The sequence below is a fragment of the Acinetobacter sp. 102 genome (assembly GCF_037028485.1).
In the GTDB taxonomy this organism is placed as follows: domain Bacteria; phylum Pseudomonadota; class Gammaproteobacteria; order Pseudomonadales; family Moraxellaceae; genus Acinetobacter; species Acinetobacter higginsii.
Genome location: NZ_JAZEZK010000002.1, coordinates 254,867 through 274,792, shown reverse-complemented (window position 1 = coordinate 274,792; position 19,926 = coordinate 254,867). Strand labels below are relative to the sequence as shown.

Below are 19,926 nucleotides of genomic sequence, written 5' to 3'. Positions count from 1 at the left end.
GCACCTTCAATTCAAGGCACATAACTCATTTTTCATACTCGATGAAATCGAGCAATTTTTTGCAAATCATTTTAGAAAAATTAACTGGATTTTTAACTTTTCTAAATTGACTTTTTCCATGAAATCTGTACAAATCTTTAAGGCATTATCGATCGATAACATCCAGAATCTGTTTATTTTTTGATTTCATTTGTGGCAGAAATCCTATCATGTTCTCAAGCAGGGATTGATTTTTTTGACACATACCATCTATAAAGCAGCTAAATACACACATCAAATTATATTCTAATATACCGCCCTTTTGATAAAAGTTGCACTCCAATCGATCAAAAATAAACATTCTCTACAAATCTTGCACAAACCTTATTCAGTTTGATGAAAAATAAATCAATATATTTATCATATCGATTCCCATGATTTGGTTTAACAGCAAAATCTATAAATATTTAAGGCCTCATTTCTAAAATTCAAGCCCAACTTTTGCAAATAGATATTTTTTAAGCAGCCAGCAATTACAGCAACCATAAAAAAAAGAAGCCCCTTTCGGAGCTTCTCTTTTTTACGCTAGAAAAAGCAAATTAACCCGCTTGATCTAACAACATATTACGAATGTGACCAATGGCCTTTGTCGGGTTCAAACCTTTAGGACATACTGATACACAGTTCATGATCCCTTTACAGCGGAACAAAGAGAATGGGTCGTCTAAACGAGCCAAACGTTCTTGTGTTGCCGTATCACGAGAGTCAATGATGAAGCGGTATGCATTTAACAATGCAGACGGCCCAAGGAACTTATCAGGGTTCCACCAGAATGATGGGCATGACGTTGAACAACATGCACAAAGAATACATTCATACAGACCATCTAAGTGTTCACGTTCTGCTTGAGACTGTAAACGCTCTTTTGCTGGTGCTGGCTGATTATTAATCAAGAATGGCTGAATCTTGTCATATTGATCATAGAACTGGTTCATGTCTACAACCAAGTCTTTTACCACTGGTAAACCAGGTAAAGGACGGATCACAATCTTCTCTGGTAAATCGTTTAAGTTCCACAAGCACGCTAAACCATTTTTACCATTGATGTTCACACCATCCGAACCACAAATACCTTCACGGCAAGAGCGACGGAATGTTAATGACTCATCTTGCACTTTCAACGCAAGTAACGCATCAAGCAACATACGGTGCTTATCAGTTAACTCAAGTTTGAAAGTTTGCATGTACGGCGCTTTATCCTTATCAGGATCATAGCGGTAGATTTCGAATGTACGAGTGCCTCTACTCATCTTTGTTCTCCCGATTAGAATGTACGTGGTTTAGGTTCAATTGCTTCAACCGTTAATGGGCTGAAACGTACCGGCTTATATTCAAGACGGTTATCTGATGAATACCATAAAGTATGCTTCATCCACTCATCATCACGGCGACCGTAAGAATAAGTTGGGTGATCAGGTGCTAACTCATAGTCAACAACTGTATGCGCACCACGACATTCTTTACGTGCAGCAGCAGAAATCAGAGTCGCCTTCGCAACTTCATACAAGTTTTCAACTTCTAATGCTTCAACACGCGCAGTGTTAAATACTTTAGATTTGTCTTTCAAATGAATGTTACGAACACGCGGCTCAATCGCAAGAATTTCTTTTACGCCCTTATCAAGCAATGCTTGAGTACGGAATACACCTGCGTGATCTTGTACGATGTCACGGATTGCATCAGCAACTTCTTGCGCGTTTTCACCCGTAGTTGAATCATCTAACTTACGAATACGCTCTAATGTATTTACCAATACATCAGTCGGAAGCGGTTGATAATCATCACCATGATGTTTAGTCACGTAGTCAATGATGTGTTCACCCGCTGCTTTACCGAATACCACAAGGTCAAGCAATGAGTTTGTACCTAAACGGTTTGCACCATGTACTGATACGCAAGAACATTCACCAATTGCATAGAACCCTTTCACAGGTTTTACGTAATCACGAGTACCGACATAATGATACTCTTTAGTGTCTTTGTTGTAGCTTGCAGAGAATTCACCTTCTTCTACGCCATGTGGTACAACCACTTGGCCATGAATATTGGTCGGAATACCACCCATTTGATAATGGATTGTTGGTACCACTGGAATTGGCTCTTTAGTACAGTCAACGTTTGCAAACTTCTTACCAATCTCAAATACAGACGGAAGACGTTTCATAATCGTTTCAGCACCTAAGTGAGTCATATCCAATAAGATATAATCCGCTTTAGGGCCACAACCACGACCTTCTTTAATTTCTTGGTCCATAGAACGTGATACGAAGTCACGTGGCGCCAAGTCTTTTAAAGTTGGTGCATAACGTTCCATGAATGGTTCGCCGTCTTTGTTACGAAGGATACCACCTTCGCCACGACAACCTTCAGTCAACAATACGCCTGCGCCAGCAACACCCGTTGGGTGGAATTGCCAGAATTCCATATCTTGCAATGGAATACCCGCACGAGCAGCCATACCAAGACCGTCACCAGTATTGATATAAGCATTGGTTGATGCGCGATAAACACGACCCGCACCACCTGTAGCGAATAAGGTTGCTTTGGCTTGGAATACAGCAATGTTACCTGTTTCTTGGTCAATCGCCGTTACACCAAGTACATCACCTTCTTCGTTACGGATTAAATCTAATGCAATCCATTCAACGTAGAACTGAGTACCCATTTTCACGTTGCTTTGATACAAGGTATGCAATAACGCATGGCCTGTACGGTCAGCAGCAGCACACGCACGTGGAACTGCTTTTTCACCATAGTTTGCAGAGTGACCACCAAATGGACGCTGATAGATCGTACCATCTTCGTTACGGTCAAACGGCATACCCAAGTGTTCAAGCTCATACACAACTTTTGGCGCTTCACGTGTCATGAACTCGATTGCGTCCTGATCGCCTAGCCAGTCAGAACCTTTAACCGTGTCATAGAAGTGATAATGCCAATTATCTTCTTGCATGTTACCTAACGACGCACCAATACCACCTTGAGCGGCAACTGTATGCGAACGTGTTGGGAATACTTTGGTCAATACAGCAACTTTTAAACCCGCTTGAGCAAGTTGGTAAGCAGCACGCATACCAGAACCACCACCACCAACGATAACTGCGTCGAAAGTGAGGTTTTGAATATTTGAATAATCTTCTTTAGGGTTAATTGCGCCCATGATCTCTTCCTATCAATTTGCCCAGAAAATCTGGATACCCCAGATTGCGTACACGAACACTGAAATAATGACAGCAGAAGTGAGTACAAGGCGTAAACCTGAAGCTGAAGGGCCCATTTGACGAGTCGTTACATAATCAGTAAAGACTTGCCACATACCAATCCAAGCGTGTGCAACCAGCGATAACACTGCTAATAAAGAGAAAATCTTCATTGGCAAAGTCAGCATAAAGCCAGCCCACTGTTCATAACCAAATCCACTATTGCAAAGGATCCAGCCAAACAAAACTACAGTGTATGCAGCTAACACTACAGCACTGACACGTTGGATATACCAGTCGCGAGAACCTGAACCTGTTAAACCTGTAGCACTTTTCATCAGAACATAATCCATACGAATGCTGCGACAATACCAACCGCAGACAAGATCAATGAAACTGTAGCAGCGATACGACCGCTTTGAAGTTCTTCAGCAAAACCGAGGTCAGCAAGTAAATGCTTCACACCTGCGATAAAGTGAAAAATCAAGCCAGCTACAAATACCCATACGATGAAACGTACAATGATATTTCCGAAAACGACATTTTTAACGTAGTCAAATCCTTCTGGAGAAGATAAAGACTTATCCAAAATCCATAAAAGAACTGCAACCAATAAGAAAACGATTACACCTGATAGACGGTGTAGAATTGAGGCAATAGCCACGGGTGAGCGTAAATTTACCGCTAATACCTGACCCATGGACAAATTGACAGGTCTGTTGCTTTTCACAGCGGGCATCCTGTAGGTAGAAACTCCATCTGGAGTTTGTTTGACTTAATTCAAAGGAAAGCTGGCATTGTTAGGCAAGCACAGCACATGCCTAACCTATATAACGACACCGAATTATAAAACGTGAAATATCAAAATACAAACAATCAACTTTCGCTTTAGTCGAAAAAAACTTTAAATAAGAATCATTCACACGCATAATAACGGCGATAAATACATCAAGTTTTACTAAAAACAACTATCTAATTGTTTTGTAATGATAAAAATAAAATACTATTTTTTATAGATACTTTTTAATTTTATAAATTCTTTTCTTGTTATTTCACAAAAAGTCCCCTTTTCGGCTTTAAAGCAGCCGAATTTTTCAGCTTTATATATAGTTAAAAATAATACCCCTCATTTATATATTAAATATATTCAATTAATAATATATTTTCATCAATCACTTAACCAAAATTAATCAGTCATTTTTTATACAATTAATCGCACCATAATGAATCAATTATTACTCCACAGAGAGTGCTTTTAGATGGTTTTTGAATGAACAGTTCACTTCAAACCTTAATAAATAGAGGGATTACAAGCGTGATAAGTATTTATTTTATAAGCAGCAACATCTGACCCAAATAAAAATTTACTTACAATTGGACTGATGCTTCATTTTTTTTATGCACCTGAAACTTGATTTGACATATTATACTCGACCGGTGCTGTGATTTTACTCAGTTTTTTCTTCGATACTGAATGACTAATTGACTGTAGCAACGTCATTTTTTATCCCTAAGTATAATTGACAAAATTTTAGTAACCACTAATCTTATAGCAAATTTTGACACCGTCTGATTCGCACATGACAAGATTAGTATTTCGAGTCAGATAATCATTCACCAGGACAGGAGATCTATTGAATGTCTGCAGCAACTGGCAAAAAAGCCGTATTACAGCTTGATGGCAAAGAAATTGAATTACCAATTTACAGCGGCACATTAGGCCCAGATGTAATTGACGTTAAAGATGTATTGGCATCAGGTCACTTTACTTTCGATCCTGGTTTTATGGCGACAGCGGCTTGCGAATCTAAGATCACATTCATTGATGGTGACAAAGGTGTGTTATTACACCGTGGCTATCCAATTGATCAATTAGCGACTCAAGCAGACTACTTAGAAACTTGCTACTTACTACTTAATGGCGAGCTTCCAAATGCTGAACAGAAAGCAGAATTTGATGCGAAAGTACGTAACCATACGATGGTTCACGATCAAGTAAGCCGCTTCTTCAATGGTTTCCGTCGTGACGCTCACCCTATGGCAATCATGGTTGGTGTTGTTGGTGCATTATCTGCGTTCTATCACAACGGTTTAGACATCGAAGATGTTAACCACCGTGAAATTACTGCAATTCGCCTAATCGCGAAAATCCCTACACTTGCAGCGTGGAGCTACAAGTACACTGTAGGTCAACCATTCATTTACCCACGTAATGACCTTGGTTATGCAGAAAACTTCTTACACATGATGTTTGCTACGCCTGCTGACCGTGATTACAAAGTAAATCCTGTTCTTGCTCGTGCAATGGATCGTATCTTCACGCTTCATGCTGACCACGAACAAAATGCGTCTACGTCTACAGTTCGTCTTGCTGGTTCTACTGGCGCGAATCCATACGCATGTATCTCTGCAGGTATCTCTGCACTTTGGGGGCCTGCTCACGGTGGTGCAAACGAAGCTGTACTTAAAATGTTAGATGAAATTGGTAGCGTAGAAAACGTTGCTGAATTCATGGAAAAAGTAAAACGCAAAGAAGTTAAACTCATGGGCTTCGGTCACCGTGTTTATAAAAACTTTGATCCACGTGCGAAAGTCATGAAAGAAACCTGTGACGAAGTTCTTGCTGCATTAGGCATCAACGATCCACAATTGCAACTTGCAATGGAACTTGAGCGTATTGCACTGAACGACCCGTACTTCGTTGAGCGTAAGCTTTACCCGAACGTAGACTTCTACTCAGGTATCATCTTAAAAGCGATTGGTATCCCAACAGGTATGTTTACGGTGATCTTCGCGCTTGCACGTACAGTTGGTTGGATCAGCCACTGGTTAGAAATGCACAGCGGTCCTTACAAGATCGGTCGTCCACGTCAGCTTTACACTGGCTCGACGCAGCGCGACATCAAACGTTAATTTCGATTAGCGTTAATAAAAAAGGATGCTTCTGCATCCTTTTTTTGTTTTTATCGGTTATGCTCAAAAAAGAAAACGTAAACAACATTCATTTTTACAGAACTAATTTACCGAGCCGATGATCAAAAAAACCGCTGTTTTGATGCAAGTCACACTGCCCGTCTTTCAAATAACAATTGCGTCTTTTGCGTTGTTTTTATTGATGATCATACTGACTTGGCTCTTACTCGTTTACTTTAGTTATGATTTAAGCCTGTACTATCTTTATCAATTCCTGCCTTTCTTCGCCCAACTGCTTAGTATTGCTTTGATGTTTGCTTTATTGATACCGACGCTTTACCTGTATAACCAGCTTTATCAAAAATACTTTAGACGTCCCATCACCTTTAAGTTATATCAGCAAGGCATGGCACTGGAAGATTCCAAGCAAGCTACTTTTTTCTCTTGGCAAGATTTGATTCAGATACAACTTCAACAACGACAAACTCAAATCCATAGTTTTAATCTCTTAAGCACAAGCAAACCCTATCGACAGTATTTTTATTTTAACTCATGGATGTGGCCTGCCACCTTAACCCAGCAACATTGTGAGTTTTTACCATTCTGGAAAAAACTGGAAGCACTGGCAAAACAGCAACAGTTGCAACGGATCAGCAACGCAAGTACCCACAAGAAAACCCATATTGATATCATTAGCATAATTGCAAATCAACAGGCGCTAGACGCTTTTCAACGAAAACAGAGATGGTCAGCTATCGGATTAACGCTTGGTATTTTAGTCAGCTTTAGCCTTTTTATGAGCTATCTACTCTGGCATGAATTTAACGATGGCAGTGTCAAACTCCCCCATCAACAAACCCAGTCAATCTCCGGCACAAATTTCGAAACATTTCAGAATCAGGTATATATTTTTAAACAAGGCCAAGGCACTTTTTTACTTCCCCAAGCAAAGGCTGATCAATTTACAGCCTTAGCTCTGAGCAATCTCCCTGATCGTGCTGATGAGCTATATAGCAATGTCGGTAAAACACCCCAACAGGTTTACTGGCAAGACCACATCCTGTCTCAATTAAATCCTGCACAAACACACTATTTAGGTAATGATTTCACCAAAGATGCTCAACAGGTTTACTTTCGGGATCTACGCATAACCAACGCGAGAGCCGCTCATTTCTCAGCAATATTACATCCAAGCTTCAATACGCTTAGCTATTTTTACGCCAAAGATGATCAACAGGTTTATTACAAAACAAAAGCATTAACAGATTTAGATCCGCAACAGAGCCAAGCATTTTCAAATAGCAGCCAATATATTCACGATCAACAGCTGGTTTATTATCAAGATAAAAAGCTGGGCAAGTTAAATGCGCAACAAACGCAGATTTTTAGTGGCAGCAACCGTTTTAGTCAGAACTTAAATCTAGCAACAGACGGTCGATCTTTTTATTTAAATGAACAACCACTGCCCCATTTTGCTGAGCATAAATTTTGGGGAACAACACCTGTTGACCTGAGTCAGTTACAATTGCTTGGTAGTCAAAGCAGTGAACCCTACCCTGGAAATTTCAGCTATCTTTTTGCAGATCAGCAACAGATTTATGTCTATGACGAGTTTTATCAACGATTAAAAGTGCTCTATCGATTTCCTCAACCAATGCAGTTGCAGGTTCTGGAGGATCGGCGCTTTAGTGATGGAAAAAATATGTACACCATCACTGAAAAGATCTACCGATCTAAAGGGCGCTCTTCAGGAACGACCACACATGGTTTTAAAATCAGCCTGATTCGTGAACAAAATCAACAGATCATGGCACAATATTTTGCTCGTAACCCTAGCACTTTAAAACTATCCAACCTGCTTCATAACAGGGAGATCAACGGATCTCAGAATTAACAAGATCAACTGGATGTTGATCAACAACTTGCATCATCAACAAGATTCTCTACAACATGTGATTGCTTAAATCTCATCTTCTTCAAGCTCTAATGCACGCAATAAGGTATTGCTGATGCCATCGGCACGCAACCAAGCCAATTCATAACTCGCTTTTGCCAGGGCCAGTACACGACGCTCAAATTCATCCCAGATCGGTTTAACTTGTGCATCACTAATCCCCAGCCCACTATCATGTGCCAAATGTTTATTTTTTTCACAAATCTTCAAGGCGTGGTACAGCTTGCGCCCTTTACTGGCACTCTCTAATACTCGCGTACGTTTATTCTGAATAAAGCCCTCGATATGCTGTACATTTGCATGAGGAAGCAAAGGCACTAAGATCTGATCAAGCTGTGCATCTAAGCGCTTCCACACCATCAAACGTTGCTCTGCGGTATAGGTATTCCACTGAATCACTTCATGATTAAAACGGCGACAGCCACGGCAAACCAGATCACCAAATACCGTTGAACAACGCCCTGCACACGGGGTCAATGAAGGGATTCGACGATCATTACTCAAAACCAACTCCTCTAAAACCATATTTATTTTATGGTTTTCTCGCTTATTTTCAGATTTCGCGCTAAAATGTGCGCCTCATTTTTCTATCTTAATACATTTGGAGTTATCCATGAACGCTACTGTAGAACAGCTTGCACCTGTAGAACAGCAAGCGACCAATAATTGGGTTGTTGCGGCACTATATCAATTTAAAGAAGTTTCAGATGCAGCGGATCTGCAACAACGTCTTTTGGACTTAGTGAATAGCATCAATTTATGTGGAACTCTGATTGTAGCGTCTGAAGGGATTAATGGAACTGTTGCTGGTGACCGTGCCGCAATTGATGCAGTTCATCAATTCCTTCTCAACGAAGGTTTTAACACAATGGAATATAAAGAGTCTGAAAGCTCTGAAAAGCCATTCCGTAAAATGAAAATTAAACTTAAAAATGAAATTGTAACTTTAGGTGTAGAAGTCAAGCCACGTGATTTAGTTGGTCACTATCTTGATCCTAAAGAATGGAATGAGCTGATTAATCGTGATGATGTAATCCTGATCGATACTCGTAATGATTATGAATATAAAGCAGGCACATTCAAAGGTGCAATCGACCCTAAAACAGAATCATTCCGTGAATTTCCTGAATACGTAAAACAAAACCTTGAACAGCACAAAGACAAAAAAATTGCGATGTTCTGTACTGGTGGTATTCGTTGTGAAAAATCAACCTCTCTCCTTCTTCAAGAAGGTTTCAATGAGGTTTATCACCTGAAAGGCGGTATTCTTAAATATCTAGAAGAAACCCCTGCCGAAGAAAGCATGTGGGAAGGTGAATGTTTCGTTTTTGATGGCCGTACTGCTGTTACCCATGGTGTTGAAGAAGGTGAAAACATCAAGTGTCATGCTTGCGGTTGGCCATTGACCAAAGTTGAAGCTGAACTGCCAAGCTATGAACATGGTGTCTCTTGTGTGTACTGTATTGATAAAACCACAGACAAACAAAAAGCAGGCTTCCGTATGCGTCAGTCACAAATTGCAGCAGCAAAACGCAAACGTCTGTAAGCTTAACAAGTCGATTAAAAGCCATAGTTAAACTATGGCTTTTTTATTACCTTGATAAAAATCATGTAACGATTCAACCCTTGAGCATTGCTCTCCACTTCTCTATGCTAAAAACAATAATCAAATGAACGATATAAGGGCATTATGGGACTTGAAGAGTGGGTCTTATCGATCATGGAAAAACTTGGGTATTTAGGTATCGCATTTTTAATGTTCCTAGATAATATCTTCCCGCCTATTCCCTCAGAAATCATTATGCCATCGGCTGGCTATACCGCTTCAAAAGGTGAACTCACCCTGATCGGCGTCATTATTGCAGGAAGTGCTGGTTCAATTTTAGCTGCGATGTTGTTCTATTGGATCGGTCGAAAAGTTCCACAACAACGACTGTTTCAGTTTATCGAACGTTATGGCAAATATTTACGCATTCAGGTTGCTGATTTAGACAAAGCACTGACATGGTTTAACAAACATGGGCATCGCATTGTTTTCTTCGGGCGAATGATTCCAGCAGTCCGTTCCTTGATTAGTATCCCTGCAGGGATCAGCCGGATGCCTTTTAGTAAATTTATGCTCTACAGTAGCGCTGGAACGCTGATTTGGACCAGTTTCCTTGCCTATCTGGGCTATCATTTTAGTGAAAATCAGACACTCATGCTGGCGATTCTTCAACGCATCAGCTATCTGATCTTCGCCCTAATTGCCTTGTATATCATCTGGTGGGTAATTAAGAAGTTTTACCGATCTAAATCAAACCATAACCAATAACACCAACAAAACTTAGACCTGAGATGAAACTGCGTTAAATCCCAGTTGGCTTTTATGCATTTCACCCCTTAACCAGTCTCTCAGCAATCGTTTACGAATATCCGCTTCAAAAGGCTGGGCAGACAATAAATGATAGGCCGAACCATCCGCATAAGTCGTGGTGAGTGGCTCCAGCATCTGATATTTCATTTCTCGTTCAACCATATAAGCTGAAACCACTGTTGCACCTAAACCCGCCAAGCAAGCCTCAATACAGAGATAAAAATGCTCAAGCGAAGATCGTTTTAAATCACTGAGTTGCTCTGGATGCCGATGATTAAACTGTTGCCATAGCTGAGGTCTGGACTTGGAAATAAACAGCTGTGTCATTGCCGCGTGATCATTCTTCGCCCGTACAGCGAGCATCTGTTCATCTGCAATTTTTTCACTATACAGGGCTGTGCCCCAATCAAAATCATCTCTTCTCAGCGCCACGTCGATATGCTGTGCAGTAAAATCCACCGCTCCACCACCGGTTAACAAGCTCACCTCAAATTCAGGATAGCGCTGTTTAAATTGCGCCAAACGGGGAATCAGCCATTTCATGGCCAGTGTCGGTTCACAAGAAAGAATTAGGTTCTTCTGCACTTTGTTGTGTTGCTGTAATTGCACTACGCACTGCTCGATCTGTTGAAAAACCTGCTGACAGCAATCAAACAGCACCTCACCTTCTGGGGTCAAAGTTAATTTTCTGGCTTCACGTACAAATAACAGCAAACCTAAACTTTCTTCCAAGTTTTTAAGTTGCTTGCTCACTGCACTTTGCGTCACAAATAGCTTTTCCGCAGCAAGTGTCACACTTTCATAACGGGCCACGTAATAAAAAAACTTGAGTGAATTCAAAGATAATCGCTCAATCATTCCAAAAACTCATGTATAACAAGAATTAACTTCAATTTTAAATATAGCAAGAATATGAAAAATATAAAAAATCTTTAATCAATCAATTTAGGAATAGATGAGTGAATGAAATCATTGCCGTCGGCATCGTTACCCTGCTTGCAGTCATCAGCCCTGGTGCTGACTTCGCCCTGGTGACCCGAAACAGCTATCTCTATGGTCGCCATTTGGGCATGTGTACCGCCTACGGCATTGCAATCGGTGTCTGGGTCCATATCAGCTACAGCTTGATTGGACTCAGCTTTTTACAGCAACACCTCCCCAGTTTAATTCATCTAATTCAATATATGGGTGCAGCTTATTTGATCTATATTGGCTACAAAACCTTTACCCAAGCCCCCATTCTGTTTGATGAAAATAACCATCAGATCACACGTTGGCAGGCTTTTAGGCATGGTTTTCTCACCAATAGTCTCAACCCCAAAACCACACTTTTTGTCATGAGTATTTATGCACAAGTCATGACCAGCACCAACAACCTGCACACACTAATCGGCTATGGTATTTTTATTTCTGGCAGTCATCTGGCTTGGTTTTGTCTTGTTGCACTTTTTTGTTCTGCCCCTTTCATTCGAAATAAAATTCTCGCTCGACAAATCAGCATTAATCGAGTGATTGGTTGTATCTTGAGTGCTTTAGGACTGAGTCTATTTTTCGCTCATTTTTAAAGATTGATCTTTAAACGATCTAAATGTAAAGCAACAACGCCAATTGTCGGCAATAAAAAAACGCCTTCTAGAGGCGTTTTAATATTCTATTTGTTTGTCATTCTTCAACCGCGATGATCACAGTATCCGAGGTATCCTTATGCTGGCGTATGGTACATCAGATAGAGTTCATTTAAATTATTTGGAATTTCTTCCGCTAATTCATCCATCAACTGACCATTGCGACGGAAAGATTCCATTTGTGGATCTTCTTCATCAATTCCGCTAAACACCATAATTGGTAATGTTAAATCGATAAGCTGTTCTTCAAACTCAGGCGCAAACCACGCATCTTCATTAAGGAACATGGCATCAACAAAACCAACACTCCAATCACCTAAGCTCGATTCAACGTCTGCTTCTTCGATTTCAAATGGAAACTCGATTCCATTTTCATTGGCTAAATCTTGACGAATAGACTCCAACCAAAGCTTAACCTGCTCAAGCACTTCAGCAGGAAGTTTCTTTTGATTACTCTCGAAAAGCTCATCTAACCAACGATCGAATTGTGGACCAACTGCAATCGCACACAAAAAGCCATGAGTCGCTGCAAAATCTAGACCATATTCATTTTGATCGCCGTCAAGATAGTTACTCAATAAGTCTAAATCTAACGTGCTCATTCTTTAATCCAATTTTAAAAATACATCGTCAACAGCATAACATTTTCGGACATAAAGTCTTAGCAATTTTGCTTAGTCTTCGTCATCAAGATCATCGTCGTCGAAATCGTAATCAAAATCTTTGAGTTCTCGCTCTAAACGACGTTGCGCCAGAAGCTCATCAATCAAACGGCGCTTTTCTAATGATTCTTTGGCAGTAATTTTTCCAGATGACTCATCAAAACCTGCATCATCTTCACCATAGTTATCATCATCTAATTCAAAATCTGTAGAAGACACTAAGTACCTCTAATGAAAAAATATAAATGGGTCTAGCCGCTATTTATCGGTCTTAGCCAGCCTTGTCAAGTTTTATTTGTTTTTTTTGTGATAAAACGATGTTTTGTACTTTTTTTCGTCAGTTTTTTTGTGTATTTATAATCTAAGAACAATTGTAATTAAAAAACATCTTTAATCAGGACTGACTGCTTGAAAATTTATGACTCAACCCCATATTCAAGAAACGAACGTGAAATCAAAGCTATTTTTATTTTAAAGTTAACGGATCGAATCCAAAACATTCATCGTGAATTGTGCTATCATGCACGGTTTTTCACCGCCCCAGATTCAACAAAAGAGTAAGCAAAGATGAGCGATATGAATTCCCCTACTTCGCAAGTAGCGGCTCTGATTAGCCGAGGCAAAGAGCAAGGTTATTTAACTTACGCTGAGGTTAACGATCATCTACCAGACTCAATTACGGAAAGTGAGCAGATTGAAGACATCATTCAGATGCTTCAAGACGTTGGTATTCCAGTGCATGAACGTGCACCAGAAACTGATGACACCATGTTTGGTGAATCAACTGAAGCGGCTGACGAAGTTGCCGAAGAAGAAGCTGCTGCCGTATTAGCATCGGTTGAAAGTGAGCCTGGTCGTACCACAGACCCTGTACGTATGTATATGCGTGAAATGGGTACGGTTGAACTTCTTACACGCGAAGGCGAAATTAGCATTGCAAAACGCATCGAAGAAGGTATTCGTGACGTTTTACATTCGATTGCTTACTGGCCAAATGCTGTTGAAGTTGTTTTACAAGAATATAATGACTTTTTAACAGGCGAGCGTCGTCTTGCCGATATTCTCTCTGGTTATTTAGACCCAGAAACTGACGAAGATATTCCAGAAGTTCTTGAAGAAGAAGCTGAGCTTGAAGAAGACGAAGATTCTTCACCTAAAGCGAAAGACGTCAAACTCGATGATGATGACGAAGAAGAAGAATCTGAAGGTGATGATGATTCTGAAGGTGAGTCAGGTCCAGACCCTGAAGTTGCTAAAGTTCGTTTCTCTGAATTAGAGGCTGCTTGGAATGAAACTAAAACGGTTGTAGCGAAGCACGGTCGTGATAGTGATGAAGCAAAAGCTGCGCTTGAAGCGCTTGCTGCTGTGTTCATGATGTTCAAATTTACACCACGCTTATTCGAAATCATTTCAGAAATGATTCGTGGTACACATGACCAAATTCGTTCAAATGAACGTGAAATTATGCGTTATGCAGTACGTCGTGGTCGTATGGATCGTACCCAGTTCCGTACAACTTTCCCTGAGCAAGAATCAAATCCAGCTTGGTTAGACGAACAAATTGCAAAAGCACCTGCTGAAACCAAAGCGCATTTAGAGAAAGTACGTCCTGACGTATTGGCTTTCCAGCAAAAAATTGCAGATATTGAGAAAGATCTTGGTTTAAACGTTAAAGATATCAAAGATATCTCTAAACGTATGGCGGTTGGTGAAGCAAAAGCTCGTCGTGCTAAGAAAGAGATGGTTGAAGCAAACTTACGTTTGGTAATTTCAATTGCGAAGAAATACACCAACCGTGGCTTACAATTCCTCGATTTGATTCAAGAAGGTAACATCGGCTTAATGAAAGCCGTAGACAAGTTTGAATACCGTCGTGGTTATAAATTCTCGACTTATGCGACGTGGTGGATCCGTCAGGCGATCACGCGTTCGATTGCCGACCAAGCACGTACCATTCGTATTCCTGTACACATGATTGAAACCATCAACAAGATCAATCGTGTTTCTCGTCAACTTCTTCAAGAAATGGGTCGTGAACCTACCCCTGAAGAATTAGGCGAACGTTTGGAAATGGATGAAGTTAAAGTTCGTAAAGTACTTAAAATCGCAAAAGAACCGATTTCGATGGAAACACCAATCGGTGATGATGAAGATTCGCATCTTGGTGACTTCATTGAGGACTCAAACATCACTTCACCAGTGGATGCTGCGACCTCAGAAGGCTTAAAAGAAGCAACTCGCGAAGTACTTGAAAACTTGACGGAACGTGAAGCGAAAGTATTGAAAATGCGTTTTGGTATTGATATGCCAACCGACCATACTTTAGAAGAAGTAGGTAAACAGTTTGACGTAACACGTGAACGTATTCGTCAGATTGAAGCGAAAGCATTACGTAAGCTTCGCCACCCTTCTCGTTCAGAACACTTACGTTCATTCTTGGAAAACGACTAATATTTGGGAAATCTTGTGCTAGGCCAATGCATTGTCTTGGTTTAGCACAGGACTTGAAGTTCAACACTTCATCCCCATCTATGTATTAGATCAAAAGCGCCTGCACTGATGCAGGCGTTTCAAATTAAGAGGTTGCTCATGTTAGACCGCACTCCTTCTCGTGAATTGCAAGAACATCTTTGGGTTTTCCCAATGGACTATCCGATCAAATTGATTGGTAATGCAGGGGATGAACTTCGAGTGGCTGTTGTTGATATTTTGCAGAAGCACTTCCCTGAATTTGATGGCGAAACAGTGAAAGTTCAGCCGTCACGTACAGGCAAATACCACTCTTTGACTGCACAATTGCGCTTTGAAGAGCTGGAACAAGTTCATGCCTTATACGCTGACCTTGCAGCCTGTCCTTTAATTAAGACAGCGCTTTAATTAAAAAGTCCAAAATACGAAAGTGTTTTGGATTTTTTTTCGCAAAAAATAACATCCGACTTTTTTGATAAATTCCTATTTATCTGATTCAAATCATTACATAATTCAACAACTCATCAATTCAAAGCCGCCAAGGAAATCCTGTTGTAATGAATGCTGCAAAACCGACTTTAATCATTCGTTGTTTCAATGATCTACAAGATTACACAACTCGTTTTGAAGCAATGAAAGACTTCTCAACTAATCGTGATGAAACCACACCCGATGAAGTTTGGCTGCTTCAACATCAAGATGTCCTGACCCAAGGACAAGCAGGCAAGCCTGAACATATCCTGCTGCACAGCAACCTGCCGATTGTACATACTGATCGCGGTGGCCAAGTCACTTGGCATGGCAGAGGTCAATTGGTTGCCTATTTCCTGTTAGACCTGAATCGCTTGAAATGGCATGTGCGTACTTTGGTCAGTTTTGCAGAACAAGCCATGATTGATCTACTCAAAAAATATAATATCAATGCCTATGCCAAAGCTGATGCCCCAGGCGTTTATGTCGATGAACGCAAGATTGGTTCTCTTGGTTTTAAAATCCGTCGTGGCCGTAGTTATCATGGTCTGGCCCTGAACATCGACTGCGACCTCACTGGTTTTCAAACCATTAATCCCTGCGGTTATGCAGGTTTAGAGATGGTGCGCTTACAGGACTTACTGACAGATTATCCAAGCTTTGAACAGCTTTGCGCTGATTTTGTCCACTATCTGCAAAATACCGATTTCTTTAATGACCTTGTAGTCAAATCTGAATAATTTACTTTTCAATTCTAATAAAATAAATTAGAGTAAATACTCTAAATTAGCTTTTGCATAATTTTAACAAGGGATACACAAGTGATTTCAACCAAAGCAGTGAAGCCCACGTTGCAATTTGCCTACGTCAAACTCATGATGGATGTTGTGGGTCGTGGCCTCGTGATGGCAAGCCAAGTGGATGATGAAGTACAACAGGAAGTGTCGAAATTTCCTGTTGGTTTTATCCTTTCAATGAATGTTTTCCCAAATGGACCTGCATTTGTTGCTCGAGTAACCGAAGAAAAACAATTAGAGCTATTGTCCAATTACAAAGGCAAGCCTGATTTAACCATTACCTTCAAGCATTTAACCCACGCCTTTTTGGTATTTTCTTTCCAAGAAAGTACGGCACAAGCCTTTGCCAATGACCGTATGATTGCCGATGGTGATGTTTCAAGTGCCATCCGTCTGGTGCGTTGCTTGAACAAAATGGAAGCCCTGATTTTACCTAAACTAATCGCTTCACTTGCAGTCAAACGCTACCCTGCTGAATTAACATTAAAAGAAAAATTCACGGGTGCAAAAAATATTTATCTTAAAGTCGCAAAATCATATCTCAAACGGAGCGCATAACATGGCTAAGCCTTATTACGAGTTTTTCTGTCCTGTAAAAGTCATTGCTGGTAACGCTGCTTTAGAGCATATCCCGTTTGAACTTGCGACGCTTGGCGCAAAACGCCCGATGATCATTACCGATAAAGGTGTACGTGCCAATGGTTTGCTTAGCCCAATCGAAGCAGCATTCAGCACCACTGATGCGGTGATTGGTGCGATCTTTGATGATGTTCCACCCGACTCAAGCTTGGAAGTGGTTCGTTTAGCCGCAGAACTTTACCGCAAGCAAAAATGTGATGCGATCATTGCGATTGGTGGTGGCTCCGTGATTGACACCTCTAAAGCGACCAATATCTTGGTCTCAGAAGGTGGTGATGATTTATTGCAATATTCAGGTGCACACAATCTACCGAAACCACTGAAGCCATTCTTTGTGATTCCAACCACCTCTGGTACAGGTTCGGAAGCCACCATGGTGGCTGTAGTATCGGATACCCAACGCAATGTCAAACTGGCTTTTGCTTCGTATTACTTGATGCCACATGCCGCGATTCTTGATCCACGCATGACCCAGACTTTGCCGCCGCATCTGACTGCCATGACAGGCATGGATGCACTGACACACTGTGTTGAAGCCTATACCTGTTTAGCTGCAAACCCACTTAGCGATGCCTATGCCAGCGCAGGGATTAAAAAGATCAGCGAAAACCTGTTCAAAGTTTTAGACAATCCAAGCGATGCACAAGGTCGTTTAGAGCTTGCACAAGCATCTACTATGGCGGGGATTGCCTTCTCAAATTCAATGGTTGGTTTAGTTCATTCACTTGGTCATGCGCTTGGTGCAGTTGCCCATCTGCCCCACGGCTTATGCATGAACTTATTCCTGCCATACGTGCTGGAATATAACAAAGAAATTAATGGCGACAAAATTGGCGAGTTGCTACTACCGCTTGCGGGTGCAGATATTTATGCACAAACTCCTGCAAACTTACGTGCAGACAAAGCAATTGCCACAATTTTAGCAATGCGTGATCGTCTTTTCAGCCTGACCAAACTGCCACGTACATTACGCGAAACAGGTAAAGTCACTGAAGCACAACTGGATGAAGTTGCAGATAAGGCATTGAATGATGGTTCTATCATTTACAATCCGAAAGAAGCAAACTTGCAAGACATTCGTGCAATCTTACAAAAAGCATGGTAATACATTGAGTTAAATCAAGTATTGCTGCTTAAAAGCCCCGATATTGATTGAGTATCGGGGCTTTTTAATTTTAAGTGAATCTTTATTCATCTATTTCTTTACCCAATTGGCAAAAAAATTGCTAAAAAAAGCATAAAAGTACTGACAATTTATAGTGTTTTAGGATAGATTGGCGCACTTTCGTTTTTTGTACGGGGGATCGTTTTTGTCTCAAATGATCCTTAACACTATGGCTGATCTTTGATCAACGATTATGAGGATAACGCCGTTGACAAATTTATCTGGGACTCAACCAACAGCGAAGCTTCAAAAGAATCTTGTGCTTTGGCACATCATCATTATTGGCTTGGCTTATATTCAACCATTAACTTTATTTGATACGTTTGGTTTAGTATCTGAAAGAAGTGGTGGTCATGTACCGACTTCCTACATATTTGCCTTAGTTGCAATTCTTTTAACGTCGATCAGTTATGGTCACATGATTCGTCGTTATCCGTCTTCTGGTTCTGCATATACCTATGCCCAAAAGTCAATTCACCCTAATGTTGGTTTTATGGTGGGTTGGTCTTCATGGTTAGATTATTTGCTCTCTCCTCTGGTGAATATCATTCTTGCTGATATTTATTTGAGAGCACTCTTCCCAGAAGTAAACAACTGGATTTGGGTGATTGGTTTAACCGTACTCATGACTGTGATCAACTTGTTTGGTGCACGTTTTGTTGCGCGTTTTAACAGTACCATTGTCGTGATCCAACTCGGTGTCATTTTCTACTTTGTGTATCAGGTCTATATCCTGCTCACACAAGGGGTCTATGCCGATGGCACACTGAATCCAGACAAAGCTGAATTATGGTCACTTGCGCCATTCTGGAATGAAATGACCTCTGTTGGGGCTTTAATTGCTGGTGCAACGGTTCTCTGCTTCTCATTTACGGGTTTTGATGCGCTTTCTTCACTTGCAGAAGAAACCAAAGATGCTGAGAAAACTTTGCCACGTGCAATTTTCACTACAGCCTTGGTTGCGGGTATCATCTTTATTGTCAGCACCTACTTTATTCAGCTTTACTTCCCAAGTAATCCGAGTACCTACTTCAACCCACTGGACGAATCTCAGCCCGTGATGGTTGCAGCAATTGGTAGCCTTGCATTTAAGACCATGGTTTTATATTTTGCGGTCGTGGCAGTAATGGCATCTGGTATTTCGGCGCATGCAGGTGTATCGCGTTTGATGTATGTGATGGGTCGTGATGGCGTGATCAATAAGAAATTGTTCGGTCATATTAGCCCACGCTTGCATACCCCAACTTACAACATCTTGATTGTGGGTGTTGTTGCGTTGTCTGCTGGTTTCCTTGATCTTGAGCATATCGTGAACTTGATTAGCTTCGGTGCTTTAACTGCATTTAGCTTTGTTAACTTCTCGGTAATTTCTCGCTACGCGTTACGAGATGGCAAGAACAAGACACCAAAAGACATTATCAGTTACATCATCATTCCTACACTAGGTTTCGCCAGCGTGTTTATGATGTGGTTAGAAATTGATAAATTGGCTTTACAGATTGGTCTGGCTTGGGCAGTAATCGGTGTCGGTTATCTTGCTTATAAGACTAAAGGCTTCAAATACAATGCGCCACAGCATAATGAATTTGATGACAGACATTAATCTGATGAGGTAATAAAAAAGGCGCTGAATGCG

Annotated in this window: 19 protein-coding genes; 11 read left to right on the top strand and 8 right to left on the bottom strand. The window is 40.8% G+C overall.

Annotation, left to right across the window (positions count from 1 at the left end):
- Positions 1-578: 578 nt before the first annotated feature.
- The 4 genes from WA352_RS03530 to sdhC are packed head-to-tail and all read right to left on the bottom strand — an operon-like array spanning position 579 to position 3,978.
- The gene (locus tag WA352_RS03530) at positions 579-1,289 is read right to left on the bottom strand and encodes a succinate dehydrogenase iron-sulfur subunit (protein ID WP_004664446.1); all 711 of its coding nucleotides are present in this window, start codon (positions 1,287-1,289) and stop codon (positions 579-581) included.
- 14 nt (positions 1,290-1,303) lie between these two features.
- Entirely contained in the window at positions 1,304-3,199 is a 1,896-nt protein-coding gene (locus WA352_RS03525; protein WP_004803167.1) for an FAD-dependent oxidoreductase, read from the bottom strand.
- Positions 3,200-3,211: 12 nt separating this feature from the next.
- A complete protein-coding gene (gene sdhD / locus WA352_RS03520) occupies positions 3,212-3,577 on the bottom strand; it encodes a succinate dehydrogenase, hydrophobic membrane anchor protein (RefSeq protein WP_004652198.1) in 366 nt (121 codons plus the stop codon).
- Positions 3,577-3,978, bottom strand: a complete 402-nt coding sequence (sdhC, locus tag WA352_RS03515; protein ID WP_017401997.1) for a succinate dehydrogenase, cytochrome b556 subunit — start codon at positions 3,976-3,978, stop codon at positions 3,577-3,579. The genes sdhD and sdhC overlap by 1 nt, the downstream gene beginning before the upstream one ends.
- Before the next feature lie 899 nt (positions 3,979-4,877).
- Between sdhC and gltA the strand changes: the two genes are divergently transcribed.
- Both gltA and WA352_RS03505 read left to right on the top strand, forming a co-directional pair.
- On the top strand, positions 4,878-6,152 hold the full coding sequence (gltA, locus tag WA352_RS03510) for a citrate synthase (RefSeq protein ID WP_004652200.1): 1,275 nt from the start codon (positions 4,878-4,880) through the stop codon (positions 6,150-6,152).
- 118 nt (positions 6,153-6,270) lie between these two features.
- The gene (locus tag WA352_RS03505) at positions 6,271-8,046 is read left to right on the top strand and encodes a DKNYY domain-containing protein (protein ID WP_336141297.1); all 1,776 of its coding nucleotides are present in this window, start codon (positions 6,271-6,273) and stop codon (positions 8,044-8,046) included.
- A gap of 66 nt (positions 8,047-8,112) precedes the next feature.
- Here WA352_RS03505 and WA352_RS03500 read toward each other — a convergent pair whose 3' ends face one another.
- Positions 8,113-8,610: a DUF1289 domain-containing protein gene (locus WA352_RS03500; protein ID WP_336141296.1), complete on the bottom strand. Its 498-nt coding sequence runs from the start codon at positions 8,608-8,610 to the stop codon at positions 8,113-8,115.
- A 109-nt stretch (positions 8,611-8,719) separates the two neighbouring features.
- On the opposite strand from WA352_RS03500, the gene trhO reads away from it, so the two are divergent.
- Positions 8,720-9,652 carry an oxygen-dependent tRNA uridine(34) hydroxylase TrhO gene (gene trhO / locus WA352_RS03495; RefSeq protein ID WP_016162797.1) on the top strand — a complete coding sequence of 311 codons (933 nt, stop codon included), beginning with the start codon at positions 8,720-8,722 and terminating at the stop codon, positions 9,650-9,652.
- A 144-nt stretch (positions 9,653-9,796) separates the two neighbouring features.
- The gene (locus WA352_RS03490) at positions 9,797-10,420 is read left to right on the top strand and encodes a DedA family protein (protein WP_336141295.1); all 624 of its coding nucleotides are present in this window, start codon (positions 9,797-9,799) and stop codon (positions 10,418-10,420) included.
- A 12-nt stretch (positions 10,421-10,432) separates the two neighbouring features.
- On the opposite strand, the gene WA352_RS03485 is transcribed toward WA352_RS03490, so the two are convergent.
- The gene (locus WA352_RS03485) at positions 10,433-11,320 is read right to left on the bottom strand and encodes a LysR family transcriptional regulator (RefSeq protein WP_336141293.1); all 888 of its coding nucleotides are present in this window, start codon (positions 11,318-11,320) and stop codon (positions 10,433-10,435) included.
- A gap of 101 nt (positions 11,321-11,421) precedes the next feature.
- Here WA352_RS03485 and WA352_RS03480 point away from each other — a divergent pair, with 101 nt between their 5' ends.
- Complete coding sequence (locus WA352_RS03480) at positions 11,422-12,027, top strand: LysE family translocator (RefSeq protein ID WP_336141290.1); 606 nt, start codon at positions 11,422-11,424, stop codon at positions 12,025-12,027.
- 137 nt (positions 12,028-12,164) lie between these two features.
- Here the strand turns inward: WA352_RS03480 and WA352_RS03475 are convergent, their stop codons facing one another.
- Together WA352_RS03475 and WA352_RS03470 are read right to left on the bottom strand one after the other, a co-directional pair.
- Positions 12,165-12,689 carry a YecA/YgfB family protein gene (locus WA352_RS03475; RefSeq protein WP_004803148.1) on the bottom strand — a complete coding sequence of 175 codons (525 nt, stop codon included), beginning with the start codon at positions 12,687-12,689 and terminating at the stop codon, positions 12,165-12,167.
- 72 nt (positions 12,690-12,761) lie between these two features.
- A complete protein-coding gene (locus WA352_RS03470) occupies positions 12,762-12,968 on the bottom strand; it encodes a PA3496 family putative envelope integrity protein (RefSeq protein ID WP_004803146.1) in 207 nt (68 codons plus the stop codon).
- Between the two features lie 348 nt (positions 12,969-13,316).
- Here WA352_RS03470 and rpoD point away from each other — a divergent pair, with 348 nt between their 5' ends.
- The 6 genes from rpoD (at position 13,317) to WA352_RS03440 (ending at position 19,893) form a co-directional block, all read left to right on the top strand.
- Entirely contained in the window at positions 13,317-15,200 is a 1,884-nt protein-coding gene (gene rpoD, locus WA352_RS03465; protein WP_016162793.1) for an RNA polymerase sigma factor RpoD, read from the top strand.
- 138 nt (positions 15,201-15,338) lie between these two features.
- Positions 15,339-15,626: a YbeD family protein gene (locus WA352_RS03460; protein ID WP_004669225.1), complete on the top strand. Its 288-nt coding sequence runs from the start codon at positions 15,339-15,341 to the stop codon at positions 15,624-15,626.
- A gap of 149 nt (positions 15,627-15,775) precedes the next feature.
- Entirely contained in the window at positions 15,776-16,429 is a 654-nt protein-coding gene (lipB, locus tag WA352_RS03455) for a lipoyl(octanoyl) transferase LipB (RefSeq protein ID WP_336141287.1), read from the top strand.
- A gap of 81 nt (positions 16,430-16,510) precedes the next feature.
- Complete coding sequence (locus WA352_RS03450) at positions 16,511-17,044, top strand: hypothetical protein (protein ID WP_004652214.1); 534 nt, start codon at positions 16,511-16,513, stop codon at positions 17,042-17,044.
- Between the two features lies 1 nt (position 17,045).
- Positions 17,046-18,230, top strand: a complete 1,185-nt coding sequence (locus WA352_RS03445) for an iron-containing alcohol dehydrogenase (protein ID WP_005205894.1) — start codon at positions 17,046-17,048, stop codon at positions 18,228-18,230.
- A gap of 268 nt (positions 18,231-18,498) precedes the next feature.
- Positions 18,499-19,893, top strand: coding sequence for an APC family permease (locus WA352_RS03440; protein WP_005192588.1), 1,395 nt, complete (start codon positions 18,499-18,501; stop codon positions 19,891-19,893).
- Positions 19,894-19,926 lie beyond the last annotated feature (33 nt).

Bases quoted from the DNA above. Each gene is read 5' to 3' on its own strand.
- WA352_RS03530 (WP_004664446.1), bottom strand. From the start codon at position 1,289: ATGAGTAGAGGCACTCGTACATTCGAAATCTACCGCTATGATCCTGAT.
- WA352_RS03525 (WP_004803167.1), bottom strand. From the start codon at position 3,199: ATGGGCGCAATTAACCCTAAAGAAGATTATTCAAATATTCAAAACCTC.
- sdhD (WP_004652198.1), bottom strand. From the start codon at position 3,577: ATGAAAAGTGCTACAGGTTTAACAGGTTCAGGTTCTCGCGACTGGTAT.
- sdhC (WP_017401997.1), bottom strand. From the start codon at position 3,978: ATGCCCGCTGTGAAAAGCAACAGACCTGTCAATTTGTCCATGGGTCAG.
- gltA (WP_004652200.1), top strand. From the start codon at position 4,878: ATGTCTGCAGCAACTGGCAAAAAAGCCGTATTACAGCTTGATGGCAAA.
- WA352_RS03505 (WP_336141297.1), top strand. From the start codon at position 6,271: ATGATCAAAAAAACCGCTGTTTTGATGCAAGTCACACTGCCCGTCTTT.
- trhO (WP_016162797.1), top strand. From the start codon at position 8,720: ATGAACGCTACTGTAGAACAGCTTGCACCTGTAGAACAGCAAGCGACC.
- WA352_RS03490 (WP_336141295.1), top strand. From the start codon at position 9,797: ATGGGACTTGAAGAGTGGGTCTTATCGATCATGGAAAAACTTGGGTAT.
- WA352_RS03485 (WP_336141293.1), bottom strand. From the start codon at position 11,320: ATGATTGAGCGATTATCTTTGAATTCACTCAAGTTTTTTTATTACGTG.
- WA352_RS03475 (WP_004803148.1), bottom strand. From the start codon at position 12,689: ATGAGCACGTTAGATTTAGACTTATTGAGTAACTATCTTGACGGCGAT.
- rpoD (WP_016162793.1), top strand. From the start codon at position 13,317: ATGAGCGATATGAATTCCCCTACTTCGCAAGTAGCGGCTCTGATTAGC.
- WA352_RS03460 (WP_004669225.1), top strand. From the start codon at position 15,339: ATGTTAGACCGCACTCCTTCTCGTGAATTGCAAGAACATCTTTGGGTT.
- lipB (WP_336141287.1), top strand. From the start codon at position 15,776: ATGAATGCTGCAAAACCGACTTTAATCATTCGTTGTTTCAATGATCTA.
- WA352_RS03445 (WP_005205894.1), top strand. From the start codon at position 17,046: ATGGCTAAGCCTTATTACGAGTTTTTCTGTCCTGTAAAAGTCATTGCT.